The sequence below is a fragment of the Amycolatopsis magusensis genome, assembly GCF_017875555.1.
Classification (GTDB): Bacteria; Actinomycetota; Actinomycetes; order Mycobacteriales; family Pseudonocardiaceae; genus Amycolatopsis; species Amycolatopsis magusensis.
In genome coordinates, this window is record NZ_JAGGMS010000001.1 from 8,977,842 (window position 1) to 8,991,400 (window position 13,559).

General features: G+C 71.7%; 12 protein-coding genes. 6 read left to right on the forward strand and 6 right to left on the reverse strand.

Translation table 11 applies throughout. The features are described 5' to 3' along the window. Positions 1-49: 49 nt before the first annotated feature. On the forward strand, positions 50-283 hold the full coding sequence (locus JOM49_RS40435) for an Lrp/AsnC family transcriptional regulator (RefSeq protein WP_153036892.1): 234 nt from the start codon (positions 50-52) through the stop codon (positions 281-283). A gap of 21 nt (positions 284-304) precedes the next feature. Next, positions 305-865 (forward strand): DUF3515 domain-containing protein, encoded by a 561-nt coding sequence (locus JOM49_RS40440; RefSeq protein WP_209669871.1) that lies wholly within the window; start codon positions 305-307, stop codon positions 863-865. A 144-nt stretch (positions 866-1,009) separates the two neighbouring features. Here the strand turns inward: JOM49_RS40440 and JOM49_RS40445 are convergent, their stop codons facing one another. Both JOM49_RS40445 and pdxR read right to left on the reverse strand, forming a co-directional pair. Beyond that, positions 1,010-2,101: a D-alanine--D-alanine ligase family protein gene (locus JOM49_RS40445; RefSeq protein ID WP_209669873.1), complete on the reverse strand. Its 1,092-nt coding sequence runs from the start codon at positions 2,099-2,101 to the stop codon at positions 1,010-1,012. A gap of 6 nt (positions 2,102-2,107) precedes the next feature. Beyond that, the gene (pdxR, locus tag JOM49_RS40450) at positions 2,108-3,508 is read right to left on the reverse strand and encodes a MocR-like pyridoxine biosynthesis transcription factor PdxR (RefSeq protein ID WP_209669875.1); all 1,401 of its coding nucleotides are present in this window, start codon (positions 3,506-3,508) and stop codon (positions 2,108-2,110) included. Positions 3,509-3,576: 68 nt separating this feature from the next. On the opposite strand from pdxR, the gene JOM49_RS40455 reads away from it, so the two are divergent. Next, on the forward strand, positions 3,577-4,245 hold the full coding sequence (locus tag JOM49_RS40455) for a pyridoxamine 5'-phosphate oxidase family protein (protein ID WP_209669877.1): 669 nt from the start codon (positions 3,577-3,579) through the stop codon (positions 4,243-4,245). On the opposite strand, the gene JOM49_RS40460 is transcribed toward JOM49_RS40455, so the two are convergent. The 3 genes from JOM49_RS40460 to JOM49_RS40470 all read right to left on the reverse strand — a co-directional run bounded on the left by JOM49_RS40460 (position 4,197) and on the right by JOM49_RS40470 (position 6,594). Beyond that, positions 4,197-4,688: a cysteine dioxygenase gene (locus JOM49_RS40460; protein ID WP_209669878.1), complete on the reverse strand. Its 492-nt coding sequence runs from the start codon at positions 4,686-4,688 to the stop codon at positions 4,197-4,199. The genes JOM49_RS40455 and JOM49_RS40460 overlap by 49 nt on opposite strands. Before the next feature lie 189 nt (positions 4,689-4,877). Next, on the reverse strand, positions 4,878-5,888 hold the full coding sequence (locus JOM49_RS40465; RefSeq protein ID WP_209669880.1) for an NAD(P)H-dependent glycerol-3-phosphate dehydrogenase: 1,011 nt from the start codon (positions 5,886-5,888) through the stop codon (positions 4,878-4,880). 1 nt (position 5,889) lies between these two features. Next, a complete protein-coding gene (locus JOM49_RS40470) occupies positions 5,890-6,594 on the reverse strand; it encodes a lysophospholipid acyltransferase family protein (RefSeq protein ID WP_209669882.1) in 705 nt (234 codons plus the stop codon). A 158-nt stretch (positions 6,595-6,752) separates the two neighbouring features. On the opposite strand from JOM49_RS40470, the gene cofC reads away from it, so the two are divergent. Genes cofC through JOM49_RS40485 form a run of 3 tightly spaced genes read left to right on the forward strand, consistent with a single transcriptional unit; the run spans position 6,753 to position 10,657 of the window. Then, the gene (gene cofC / locus JOM49_RS40475) at positions 6,753-7,400 is read left to right on the forward strand and encodes a 2-phospho-L-lactate guanylyltransferase (protein ID WP_308159034.1); all 648 of its coding nucleotides are present in this window, start codon (positions 6,753-6,755) and stop codon (positions 7,398-7,400) included. Between the two features lie 57 nt (positions 7,401-7,457). Next, positions 7,458-9,662: an RNA degradosome polyphosphate kinase gene (locus JOM49_RS40480; RefSeq protein WP_209669884.1), complete on the forward strand. Its 2,205-nt coding sequence runs from the start codon at positions 7,458-7,460 to the stop codon at positions 9,660-9,662. Continuing rightward, complete coding sequence (locus JOM49_RS40485; protein WP_209669886.1) at positions 9,659-10,657, forward strand: NUDIX hydrolase; 999 nt, start codon at positions 9,659-9,661, stop codon at positions 10,655-10,657. Before JOM49_RS40480 ends, JOM49_RS40485 begins: the two co-directional genes overlap by 4 nt. Positions 10,658-10,749: 92 nt before the next feature. Here the strand turns inward: JOM49_RS40485 and JOM49_RS40490 are convergent, their stop codons facing one another. Beyond that, a complete protein-coding gene (locus tag JOM49_RS40490) occupies positions 10,750-13,503 on the reverse strand; it encodes a BTAD domain-containing putative transcriptional regulator (protein ID WP_209672218.1) in 2,754 nt (917 codons plus the stop codon). Positions 13,504-13,559: the final 56 nt, after the last annotated feature.

Here is a 13,559-nt window from a genome sequence, read left to right on the forward strand (position 1 = left end):
CTCAGACGTTCCTACCTTGCGCAGCCAGATCCAGACGAAGGGGCACGCCGTGGTCCACGCATACATCCTCATCCAGACCGAGGTCGGCAAGGCCGCGTCCGTCGCGGCGGAGATCTCGGGCATCCCCGGGGTCACCACCTCCGAGGACGTGACCGGGCCGTACGACGTGATCGTCCGGGCGGCCGCGGACAACGTCGACCAGCTCGGCCAGCTGGTGGTCGCCAAGGTGCAGAACGTGGAGGGCATCACGCGGACGCTGACCTGCCCCGTGGTGCACCTCTGACCCGTGCTGTAGTTCCTCCTCGTGCCCCACTTCGACACCGAGACCGGCGCCCCGCCCCGGCTGCTGATCGTGATCGCCGCGACCCTGGCGGTCGCGCTCGCCGCCGGGGTGGCGGTTTTCGGCCTGCTCACCGGTTCTGAGGGAAAACCCGGCGAACCGGGCCAGGGACCGCTGCCGCTAGTGCCGGTGCCCGCCCCGCAGGCAGGCGCGGCCGAATGCGCCACCCTTCTGGGCGTGCTGCCCGGCGAGCTGACCTCCAACGGCGAGAAGCTGGCCAAGCGCGAACTGGCCGAGCCCGCTCCCCCGGCGACGGCCGCCTGGGGCACCGATGACCCGATCGTGCTGCGCTGCGGTCTGGACCAACCGCGGGAGATGACCAGGACGGCCCAGCTGCGCGTGATCAACTCCGTGCAGTGGCTGCCGGTCGCGGCCGAAGGCACCACCACCTGGTTCCTCGCCGACCGGCCCGTCTACGTGGCGCTGACCGTGCCGGACAGCGCCGGAACCGGCCCGCTGCAGGAAATCTCCGACGTGATCGCGGGCGCGCTACCGTCAGCCCCGCTGCGCTTCTCCGACGATTGACCGGGATCGGGCCACCGACGCCTGCCGAACGCTATGAGTGGGGCATTACTTGCAATGAACGCAAGTAATGCCCCACTCATAGCAATCAGACACCGCCCCAGCTGAGGCCGAGCACCAAACCGGGGCGGCCGAACACCCCGGACATCACCGCAACCCGGTCCCCCGGGCAATAGCCGTCTCCACCAACGTGGACAACAGCGTCGGATAGTCCACACCGGTTACCGCCCACATCTTCGGATAGGCCGACGTAGTGGTGAAGCCGGGCATGGTGTTCACCTCGTTGATGGTCAGCTCGCCGTCGGCGCCGACGAAGAAGTCGACCCTGGCCAGGCCCTGGCAGTCCAGCGCGTGGAAGGCGGCGACGGCCATTTCGCGCAGCCGTTCGGTCACCTGGTCGTCCAGCTTCGCCGGGATGTCCAGTTCCGCGGCCTCGCCCAGGTACTTGGTTTCGAAGTCGTACCAGGCGCTTTCGTCGGTGGCCAGCACGCGGATCTCGGCGGGCAGCGAGGCTTCCACGCGGCCGTCGGGGAATTCCAGCACGCCGCATTCGAGTTCGCGGCCGACCACCGCGGCCTCGACGAGCACCTTGGGGTCGGTCTCGCGGGCCAGCGCGATCGCGGCGTCCAGCTGGGACCAGTCGGTCACCTTGCTGATCCCGATCGAGGACCCGGCCCTGGCCGGTTTGACGAACACCGGCAGGCCGAGGCGTTCGCGTTCGGCGTCGGGCAAAGTGGACTGTCCACGCCGGAGCACCGCGTACTCGCCGCTGGGCAGGCCCTCGGCGGCGAGCAGCTTCTTCGCGAACTCCTTGTCCATCGCGGTGGCGCTGGCGAGCACCCCGGCGCCGACGTAGGGCACGTCCGCCAGTTCCAGCAGGCCCTGGATGGTGCCGTCCTCGCCGAAAGCGCCGTGCAGCACCGGGAAGATGACGTCCACCGCGCCGATCGCGTCCACCCCGGCGTCCAGCGAGACCAGTTCGCGGTTGACCCGGTCGCCGGTGAGCACCAGGCTCCGTCCTTCGTGGACGACGGGGAGCTGGTCACCGTCGATCCGCAGCCGGTCCGGGTCGCTGGGGCCGAGCACCCAGCCGCCTTCGCGGGTGATGCCGATGGGCACGATTTCGAACCGCTCGGGATCCAGGTTCGCCAGCACACTGCCCGCCGATACGCAGGAAATGGTGTGCTCGGTGCTCCGGCCGCCGAACACCACGGCGACCCGCGTCTTGGCTGGGCTCATGGGACGTCACCCTACCGGGCTCTTGTGGATCACTCCGGGGCGCAGTAAATCGACCAGCGTGTCCAGTGCGTCGGCCAGTGCCTCGCGGGAACAACCCGAATAGGCGAGCGGAATGCCGTACGCGGTCGGGGGGCCGGCGAAATGGCGGTCGAGGTGGTCGAGCCGGATACCCGCGGCTTCGGCGGCGCGCACCTTCCCGCGTTCCTCCGCCGCCGAGTTCAGCGGGACCATCAGGTGCGCGCCCGCGTCGTCGCCGAGCACCGGGATGCCGCCCGCGTGCAGCGCGCTGGTCAGCATGGTCCGCCGCTCGGACAGCTCGCGCCGCAGCTTCCGCAGGTGACGGCCCAGATCCCCGTGGCGGGCCAGTTCGATCAGCACCCGCTGCCCCGCCGGGGACGGCCGGGTGCCGGTGCGGTCGCGGTGCTCCAGCACGGCGGCGGCCACCTCCGGCGGCGCGACCATCCAGCCGGCGCCGAGCGTGGGCGTGAGGATCTTGCTGGTGGTGCCCAGGTGCGCGACCACGTCCGGGGCGAGCGCGGCGAGCAGCGGCAGCGGTGCCACGTCGAAGCGCAGTTCACCGTCGTAGTCGTCCTCGATGAGCAGGAAGTCCTCGGCGCGCGCCCGTTCGACCAGTTGCACGCGGCGGGCCGCGCTCATCCGGCTGCCCATCGGGTACTGGTGCGCGGGTGAGCAGTAGACGGCCCGTACCCCGCGGGGCACGGCGTCCGGGCGCAGGCCCTCACCGTCCACCGGCACCGGCACGGTCCGCAGCCCGGCGCTGGTCAGCGCCTGCACGGCCCGCTGGTACCCGGGTTCCTCGACGGCGACCACGTCACCGGGTTCGAAGATGGCGCCGGCGATCTCGATCAGCGCGGCCGTGGTGCCCGCGGTGGCGAGCACGGAATCCGTGCCGGCCGACAGGCCGCGGTGGCGCAGCAGGTGCTCGGCGATCATGGCCCGGTAGTCGAACAGCCCGGCGCGGTGCGCCCTGGACAACGGCGGCGCGTCGGCCGCGGCCCGCCACGCCCGGCGCCAGGCGGCGCGGTCCAGACCATCGGCCCACGGCATGCCGGGGCTGAGGTCGAGCAGGTCGGGCCGGGCCGGGGCCTCGCCGATCACCAGGCCGCGCGCCGGGCGGTCGCGTGGCGGCGAGGTGGTGACGTAGGTGCCGGAGCCGTGGCGCCCGGCGATCCAGCCCTCGGCGTGGAGCTGCTCGTACGCCGCGGAGGTCACCGTCCGGCTGACGCCGAGGCGCTGGGCCAGCGCGCGGGTCGAGGGCAGCCGGTCGCCGCCGCGCAGGTGGCCGGTGGCGGCCGACTCGCGCAGGGCGTCGGCGAGCTGCACGGCGAGCGGGGTCCCGCTGTGGCGGTCCAGGCGCATCGGGAGCGCGGTGTCGGAATGCGGCAAAGTGGCCTCTTCAAACTGGCTGATGATTGGCCATTCATGATGCCACTTGTCCACGGCAGGCTGCTCGTATGACCCCATTGTCACCCACTCCCCGCAGCACGCTGACCCGGAAGAAGGACCGCGGCCGGACCGAACGCGCCGAGCTGCACGCCGTGCTGAACGAGGGCCTGGTCTGTCACCTCGGCCTCGTCCTCGACGGCTCGCCGGTGGTGCTGCCGACCGGCTACGGGCGTGACGGCGACACGCTCTACCTGCACGGATCGACCGGTTCGCCGAGCATGCGCGCGGCCGCGACCGGACTGGACGTGTGCGTGACGGTGACCCTGCTGGACGCCGTCGTCTACGCGCGCTCGGTCAACGACCACTCGATGAACTACCGCAGCGCCGTGGTCCACGGCCGGGCGCGGCTGCTGAGCGGGGACGAGAAGCTACGCGGTCTCCACGCGCTCACCGATCACCTCGCGCCCGGCTCGTGGGAGCACGCGCGCGAGGTGAACGCGAAGGAGATGGCCGCCGTCACGGTGCTCGCGCTCGATCTGGCGGAGGCGTCGGTCAAGGTGCGCGACGTCGGCGCCCTCGACCAGCCCGCCGACGTGGCGGCGGACGCCGCGTGGGCCGGGGTGCTGCCGATCCGGACCTCGTTCGGCGCTCCGGAGACCGACGCGGAGTGCTCGGTCCCGGTGCCCGCTCACGTGGCGGAGCGGCGGGTGGGCCCGTCGACGAAGCCGGGTCGGTAGCTGCGCATGGCCCGGCCGCCGGAGCGATAGACGTGCACGCTGATCGCGGGGTCGCCGCCGGGGTTGTGGACGTGGTGCACGTAGCCGGGGGCGAACACCCGCGACTGGCCGGCGACCAGCGGGTGCACCTCGGTGACCACGCGGCCGTCGGCGGCCTTCCGGCTGACGGTCTCGGTCAGCGTGCCGGAGACGACGGTGAAGGCACCGGTCGACTCGACGTGGTCGTGCAGGTCGGTCTCCTGGCCGGGGAGCCAGCTCATCAGCCAGATCTCCTGCTCACCGTCACTGGCGACGAGCGCGGAGAACCGCTGGTCGGGGTCGTAGCGCAGGAGGTGGCGCCAGCGGTCGCGGTCGTGGGCGTACTCGAGCGCGACCCGCACGGGGTGGCGCTGCTGAACAACGTTCTCAGCCAGGGCGACGGTGTTGTCCGGAACGGCGAACATGGTGTTTTGTCCTTTATGGGTGTTGTGGCGGCTGGGTTCGACTTCAGCGGCAACAACACGGACACAGCGAGAAGACACGGGGCTGGCCTTGGCGGCTGGCTCGCACGTTCGTCTCACGCATCAACACACCAGGCAGCGAAGCAGGCCGCGGCCCCCGCGGTCAACCGGTCTCACCCTGTGGGCGCCGGTTCACGACCATTCGTGTTTGCGATCCCGGCCCAGCAGTTCGGCACCCAGGCGGCGGGGGTCGCCGCCCTCGTGGCAGACGCGGTGCATGGCGTCGGTGATCGGCATGTCGACGCCGAGGCCGGACGCCAGGTCCCGGATGGAGGTGCAGGACTTCACGCCCTCGGCCACCTGTCCCCCGACCGACTCCTGCGCCTGCGCGACCGACTCCCCGCGCCCCAGCCGTTCCCCGAAGGTCCGGTTCCGCGAAAGCGGTGAGGAGCAGGTGGCGACCAGGTCGCCCACCCCGGCCAGCCCGGCGAAGGTCAGCGGGTCGGCGCCCAGTTTCACGCCCAGCCGCGCGGTTTCGGCCAGCCCGCGGGTGATCAGCGTCGCCATGGTGTTGGTGCCGAACCCGAGGCCCGCGGCCATGCCGCAGCTCAGCGCGATCACGTTCTTGCACGCCCCGCCCAGCTCGCAGCCCACCACGTCGGTGTTGGTGTAGGGCCGGAAGTAGCCGGTGAAGCACGCCCGCTGCACGGCCACCGCGCGCTCGTGGTCGGCACACGCGACCACGGCCGCCGACGGCTGTTCCTGCGCGATCTCCTTCGCCAGGTTCGGCCCGGAGACCACCACCACCTGACCGTCCGGCACCCCGGCGATCTCGGTGATCACCTCGCTCATCCGCTTCAGCGTGCCCAGTTCCACGCCCTTGGCCAGGCTGACCAGGATCGCCTCGGGCGGCAGCAGGCCGCGCCACGCGGTCAGGTTCGCCCGCAGGCTCTGGCTCGGCACGGCCAGCACCACGACCTCGGCGCCGTCCAGGGCCGCGGCCGGGTCGGCGGTGGCGGTGATCCGCGACGGCAGCGCCACGCCCGGCAGGTACGCGCCGTTCGTCCCGGCGTCCCTGATCTCCGCGGCGACCTCGGGCCGCCGCGCCCAGATCGTCACGTCACGCCCGGCGTCGCCGAGCACCTTGGCGAAGGTGGTGCCCCAGGAACCCGCGCCGAGCACGGTGACCCGCTGCAGGTCCATCTCAGTCCCCGTCCTCGGTCGCCGTACGCGCCGGCGGCCGCTCGCCGCGTACTTCGCTCAGCAGGTCCACGACCTCGGCCATCATCAGGTCGGTCACCTCGCGCAGCACCTTCGCGCCGAGCGGGCGGCCGCGGAAGGCGGACAGGTCGATCGGCTCGCCGACCGAGTGGATCACGTGCTTGCGCGGGAACGGCCGGAACTTCTTGTCGTAGCCGTTGAGGATCTCGTGGGTGCCCCAGCGCGCGATCGGGATCACCGGCACGTCGTTCTCCAGCGCCAGCCGGGCCGCGCCGGTGTAGGACCGCTTCGGCCAGCCTGCCGGGTCCCTGGTGATCGTGCCCTCGGGGTAGATCACCACCACCTTGCCCTCGCGCAGCGCCTGGTGCGCGGCCCGCAGGCTGTCACCGGCGCTGGAGGAGCCGCGGTAGACCGGGATGCCGCCCGATTCGACCAGGATCTTGCCGAGCAGCGGGGTGCGGGTCAGGCTCTCCTTCGCCATGAACCGCGGCACCCGCTTGTTGCGGTGCACCAGCACCGCGTCGACCACCGGGTCCAGGTGTGAGATGTGGTTGAGCACCAGCAGGGCGCCCCCGCGGCGGGGGATGCGCTCCGCGTGCCGGTAGTCCCGCCTGCCGAGCAGGGTCATCGGGTAGAACAGCGCCGCGGCGGTCCCCACCCAGAAACCGCCCTTTTCCCGATCGGCCAAAACTCCTCCTCGCTCGGTTGCCCACGCTGATCCTGCCCCCCGCGATGTCACAGACCTAGGGCGGGTGGGTGGGCTTTGAGAGTAGGAAGAGGGCGGGAGGGCGGGCTTTGGGAGTAGGAAGAGGGCGGGCGGGTGGGCTTTGAGAGTAGAAAGGGGATGTGGCACGCGAGGTGGACCTGATCGTCCCGTTGAAACAGCCCAGCCTGGGCAAGTCCCGGCTCCGCGGCGCGCTGGACGACATCCACGACGACGACACGCACGCCGAGCTGGTGCTCGCGCTGGCCGCCGACACCCTGGCCGCGGCGACCGCGGCGAACGGCGTCCGCCGGGTGCTGGTGGTCGCGGCCGACCCGCTCGCGCTGACCAGCCTGCACCGGCTCGGCGTCGAAGTGGTCGGTGACGCCGGGGTGCGCGGGCTCAACACCGCGCTGCGCCGGGGTGAGGCGATCCTGCGCGGGGCCGATCCGGGCGGGGTGGTGGCCGCGCTGCAGGCCGACCTCCCCGCGTTGCGCCCGGACGAGCTGGCGATGGCGCTCGGAGCCGCCGCCGACCGGCGCGCCTTCGTCGCCGACCGGCAGGGCACCGGGACAACGCTGCTGGTCGCGGCCCCCGGCGAACCGCTGGACCCGCACTTCGGCACCGGCTCGGCGCTGGCGCACACCGCCTCCGGGGCGGTCCCGCTGGACGTCGCCGCGCCCTCGTTGCGCAGCGACGTGGACACCGCCGCGGACCTCGCCCACGTCCGGCGGCTCGGGCTCGGCTGGCGCACCTCGACCCTGCTGGGCGAGGCGTGCTGCCTGAGCTGAAGGAATTCACCGTGGCGTAGATCGCGGTACGCGCAGGACGCCGCCGAGTACGGAAGAATGCAGGGTGTGAGTGAGCCGCTGAACCCCCCGCCCGCCCCACCGGACCTGCGCCGGGCCCGTCCCGACGCCGCGCTGACGGCGCAGGAGAAACACGGGGTGCCCTCGGCGCCGCCCGCGGTCACCGCGGTGGCGCGGCTGGCCGCCGACGCGCTCCCCGACGACCGCTACTTCAACCGCGAGCTGTCGTGGCAGGACTTCAACGCCCGCGTGCTGGCGCTGGCCGAGGACGCCTCGCAGCCGCTGCTCGAGCGGACCAAGTTCCTCGCCATCTTCGCGTCCAATTTGGACGAGTTCTACATGGTCCGGGTGGCCGGGCTGAAACGACGTGACGAAACCGGCCTCTCGGTGCGCAGCGCGGACGGGCTCACCCCGCGCGAGCAGCTGGCCTACATCGCCAAGCGCAACCAGGACCTGGTGGAACGGCACACCGGCGCCTTCGAGGACGAGCTGCGCCCGGAGCTGGCCGCCGAGGGCATCCGGATCGTCAGCTGGTCCGATTTGGACGGACCGGACCAGCTGCGGCTGTCCGGCTACTTCACCGACCAGATCTTCCCGGTGCTCACCCCGCTGGCGGTGGACCCGGCGCACCCGTTCCCCTACATCTCCGGCCTCTCGCTCAACCTCGCGGTGACCGTGCGCGACCCGGAAGGCGGCACCGAGCGCTTCGCGCGGGTCAAGGTGCCGAGCAACGTGCCCCGGCTGATCCGGGTGGAAGCCCAGCGGGAACGCCGCGAGGCGACGTTCCTGCCGCTGGAGGAACTGATCTCGGCGCACCTCGGCGAGCTGTTCACCGGCATGGAGGTCACCGAGCACCACGTGTTCCGGATCACCCGCAACGCCGATTTCGAGGTCGAGGAGGACCGCGACGAGGACCTCCTGCAGGCGCTCGAACGCGAACTGGCCCAGCGCCGGTTCGGCCCGCCGGTCCGCCTCGAGGTGGCGCAGGACATGAGCGAGCACATGCTCGAACTCCTGCTCCGCGAGCTGGAGGTGGACCCGCGTGACGTGGTCGAGGTGCCGGGCCTGCTCGACCTGACCTGCCTGCACCAGTTGTCCACCGTGGACCGCAAGGAGCTGAAGTACCCGACCTTCGTCCCGGCCACGCACCCGGCCTTCGGCGAGCGCGAGACGCCGAAGAGCGTGTTCGCCACCCTGCGCGAGGGCGACGTGCTGGTACACCACCCGTACGACTCGTTCTCCACCAGCGTGCAGCGCTTCGTCGAGCAGGCCGCCGCCGATCCCAAGGTGCTGGCGATCAAGCAGACGCTGTACCGCACCTCCGGTGACTCGCCGATCGTCGATGCGCTCGTCGACGCCGCCGAAGCGGGCAAGCAGGTGGTGGCGCTGGTGGAGATCAAGGCGCGCTTCGACGAGCAGGCCAACATCACCTGGGCCCGCACGCTGGAACGCGCCGGCGTGCACGTGGTCTACGGGCTGATGGGCCTCAAGACGCACTGCAAGACCGCGCTGGTGGTGCGGCAGGAGGGCTCGACCATCCGCCGCTACTGCCACATCGGCACCGGCAACTACAACCCGAAGACCGCGCGGCTGTACGAGGACCTCGGGCTGCTCACCGCCGACCCGAGCATCGGCGCGGACCTGACCGACCTGTTCAACGTGCTCACCGGGTATTCGCGGCAGGACACCTTCCGCAACATCCTCACCGCGCCGAACGGGATACGGCGGGGCATCCTGCGCGACATCACCGCGGAGATCGAGCACGCGCGCGCCGGACGGCCCGCCGGGGTCCGGATCAAGTGCAACTCGCTCGTCGACGAGCAGGTCATCGACGCGCTGTACCAGGCGTCGCAGGCCGGGGTCGAGGTCGACGTGGTGGTGCGCGGGATCTGCTCGCTCAAGCCGGGGGTGAAGGGGCTGAGCGAGAACATCCGGGTCCGCTCGATCCTCGGCCGGTTCCTGGAGCACTCGCGGATCCTGCACTTCCGCGGTGGCGAGAGCTACTGGATCGGCAGCGCGGACATGATGCACCGCAACCTCGACCGCCGGATCGAGGCGCTGGTGCGGGTCAAGGAACCCAAGCTGGCCAGGCAACTCGACGAGATCTTCAACTCCGCGCTCGACCCCAGCACGCGCTGCTGGGTGCTCACCGCGACCGGTGAGTGGGCCCCGTCCCCCTCCGGCGACTCCGAGGTGCGGGACCACCAGGTCGAGCTGATCTCCAAGCACAGGGCGAACGGTTGAACGACGAAGAGACGAAGGTCCGCGCCGCGGGCGCGGTGCTGTGGCGGCCGGGACCGGACGGCGCGCCGGAGATCGCGGTGGTGCACCGGCCGCGCTACGACGACTGGTCGCTGCCCAAGGGCAAACTCGACCCCGGCGAGACCACGGTGGCCGCGGCGGTGCGCGAACTCCACGAGGAGACCGGTTTCCACGTGGTGCTCGGCCGCTTCCTCAAGCAGGTGGCCTACGGGGTGCCGGGGCCGGACGGCGGCACGGTCGGCAAGACCGTCGACTACTTCAGCGCCCGCGCGGTGAGCGGGGAGTTCACGCCGAACGACGAGGTGGACGAACTGCGCTGGCTGAGCCCGCCGGAAGCGGAGGCGATCCTCCACCGCCGCGGCGATGTGGAGACGCTGCGCGAGTTCTGCGCGCTGCCCGCCGACCTGACCACCGTGCTCCTGGTCCGCCACGCCAAGGCGGGCAAGCGCGACGAGTGGACCGGCGACGACGACCTGCGCCCGCTGTCCAACGCGGGACTGCGCCAGTCCGACGGCATCCGCGCGGTGACCACCCGGTTCGGCCCGACGCGCGTGCTTTCCGCGCCGCGCCTGCGGTGCGTGCAGACGGTCGCGAAGGTGGCCGAGGACCTCGGGATCGAGGTGGCGCAGGAGCACCTGCTCTCCGAAGAGGGCTACTGGGCCGATCCGGTGCTCGGGCTGGCGCGGTTCCTCGCCATCGTCGGGGACGGCGGCACGCCGTTGCTCTGCAGCCAGGGCGGGGTGATCCCGGATCTGGTGACCCAACTGGCCGAACGCGACGGGGTCGAACTGGAACTGCGCAGCCACGTCACCGAATCGGAGCAGCGGCGGCGGCCCGCGCCGGCGAAGAAGGGTTCACTGTGGCTGCTCAGCTTCCGGCCGCCGTCGGGGAACGAGGGCCCGCGACTGGCCGCGGCGACCTACTTCGCCAGCCAGTTGCCCTCACCGTCGCCGTTGAACAGCGCGAAAGGCGAGTGACAGCGACCTGAAAGCCGACCCTGGTTCACTTCGACCGCGCCCGTTGCCGGGCGGGATGCGACGGTCTAGGGGTGCGGCGCATCCCGTCCCGGTCAGCCGCCGAGTTCGTCGAGCAGTGCCTGCACCTCGGCGGTGCGCGGGTCGTTCAACCGGCGGCTGGTTTCCACCGCCGCCGACCAGTAGCCGCGGGCGCCGTCCTCTTCCCCCATCGCCCGCTGGATCTGCCCGAGGGTGATGTGCACGTCGATGGTGCCGTAGTCGGCGTCCATCTCGCGCAGCGCGCCCAGTGCGCGCAGGGCGTGCTCCATCGCCTCGTCGAACCGGCCGACCCGCCCCAGCGCCTCGGCGAAGTTCCCCTTCGCCAGCGCGGAGTGGTACTCGTCGCCGATGGCGAGGAAGGCGTGCTGCGCGTTCAGCGCGTGCTCGGCCGCGTCGTCGAACTTGCCCAGCCCGATGCAACTGGCGCTCAGGTTCAGTTCCGCGTGCGCCAGGTAGGTCTGCTGCCCGGACCGGCGCGCGGCCTCGACGCCTTCGGAGCTGTAGCGGTAGGACTCCTCGTACTCCTCGCGCAGGTAGTAGGCCCCGGCGAGGTTGCTCAGGATCGCCACGCTGAGCGCGTTGCCGCCTTCCGGTGCCGCCGCGAGCCCTTGTTCCAGTGCGGCCAGCGCCTCGTCGGTGCGGGAAGCCCGCAGCAGCGCCGTACCCAGGTTGTTCGCCGCGTACTGCAGGCCGATCCGGTCGTGCGCGGCCTCGGCGACCTCCACCGCGTGGCGTGCGGTCACGATCCAGTCATCGATGTCATGCCGCTCCGCGTTGAACCCGCGCAGCAGCCAGCTGAGCTGCCAGGTGCGCGTCGACCACCCGCGCCGGGTGGCCGCGATCACCAGTGCGGTCAGCGTGGAGCGTTCGCCGATGTACCAGGCGGTCGCGGCGGCGCGGTCGGCGAAGTGCACCTCGGGGCCGACGAGTTCCGGCAGCACCACGTCCTCGGTGAGCAGGTCCGGCCGCACCTGGCTGTTGGCTTCGGCGGCCGCGCAGAGGTACCAGTCGAGCAGCCTGCCGAAGCATTCCGCCTGTTCCGCGGGGCTTTCGGTCTCTTCCAGCCGTTCGGTGGCGTAGACCCGCAGCAGGTCGTGGAACTGGTAGCGGTCGGCGCGCGGCTGGTTGAGCAGGTGCGCCGACGCGAGCTGGTCGAGCAGATCCCGGGTCTCGCGGACCGGACGGCCGCCGAGCACCGCCGCGGCGGGCAGGCTGATGTCCACCCCCGGGTGCAGCCCGAGCAAGCGGAAGAGCCTCGCCGCGTCCGGGCGCAGCGCCTTGTAGGACCACGAGAACGCGGCACGCAGATCGGTACCGGCGTCGTGCGGGTCCCGCAGGGTGTCCAGACGCGACCGCTGGTCCCGCAGTTCCTCCACCACGCCGGCGATGGACATGCCGCCGAACCGCGACACCCGTTCGCCCGCCAGCGCCAGGGCGAGCGGCAGCCTGCCACACAGGTCCGCCAGTTCGGCCACCGCGTCGGGTTCGGCGGCCAGCCGCGCGTGCCCCACACTGCCCGCCAGCAGCGCCGTGGCGCCCCGCCGGTCCAGTGACCCCAGCGCGAGCCGGTGCGCGCCCTCACGGGCCACCAGGCCCCGCAACTGGCTGCGGCTGGTGACCACCACGAGGTTCCCCGACCCCGGCAACAGCGGGCGGACCTGGTCGGCGTCGTGCGCGTTGTCCAGCAGCATCAGCATCCGCGCACCCGCCAGCCTGCTGCGCAGCATCGCCGAGCGTTCCTCCACTGTGGAAGGGATCGCCTCGGCCGCCACGCCGACCGCCCGCAGGAACCGGCCGAGCGCCGCGTCCGGGGTGACCGGGGTGTCCGCCGAATGCCCGCGCAGGTCGAGGAACAACTGCCCGTCGGGGAAGCGGTCGCGCACGCGGTGGGACCAGTGCACGGCGAGCGAGGTCTTCCCGACGCCCGCCGCGCCTTCGATCACCGCGATGGCGGTGGACCGTTCGTGCTGCCCGGCGAGGAACTCGTCGAGTTCGGCGAGTTCGGCATCGCGGCCGGTGAAGCGGGTGACGTCGAACGGCAGCTGCCGCGGCACTTCGTCGCGCACGGCCGGTGCCGCCGGTGCCTCGGTGCCCGCGGAGAGCAGTTCCAGGTGCAGGCGGCGCAACCGCGCTCCCGGCTCCACCCCCAGTTCCTCGGCGAGCAGTTCCCGCAGTTTCGCGTACCTGGCCAGCGCTTCGGCGCGGCGGCCGGTGCGCGCCAGTTCCACCACGAGCCGTTCCCACAACGACTCGCGCAACGGATAACGCGCGATCAATTCGGTGAGTTCCGCGGCGAGATCGGGATCGTCACCGGCGGCGGCGTCCAGATCGATCCGCCGTTCCACCGCGAGCAGATACCGTTCGGTGAGCAGCGGCGCCCAATCCTCGGCGAGAGCCGGCGAGCCGACACCCTCCAACGGGGTGCCGCGCCACAGTGCCAGTGCTTCCCCGAGCGAGCGCCGTTCGGCGGCCGGGTCGGGTTGTTCCACCGCGGTGTCGAGCAATCGGAGGAACCGCAGTGCGTCCACCCGGTCCGGTTCGATGACGAGCCGGTAGCCGTCCGGTGCGGTGGCGACGGTGTCTTCGCCGATCAGGCGGCGCAGACGCATCACGTAGGTGTGCAGGCTGCCGCGCACCCGCGCGGGCAGGCTTTCGCCCCAGACGAACCGGGCCAGCGAGTCGATCGAGACCGGGCGGCCCGCGGACAGCGCGAGCCCGGCGAGCAGTGCCCGCTGACGGGCACTGGTGAGGGAGACCGGCGCACCGCCGATCGTGGCTTCGAACGAGCCCAGCAGCCCGATTTCGATGACGGCTACCTCCTCCGGGTCCGCGGTCGCGCCGCGACTCCCGACTCTAGCGAGCG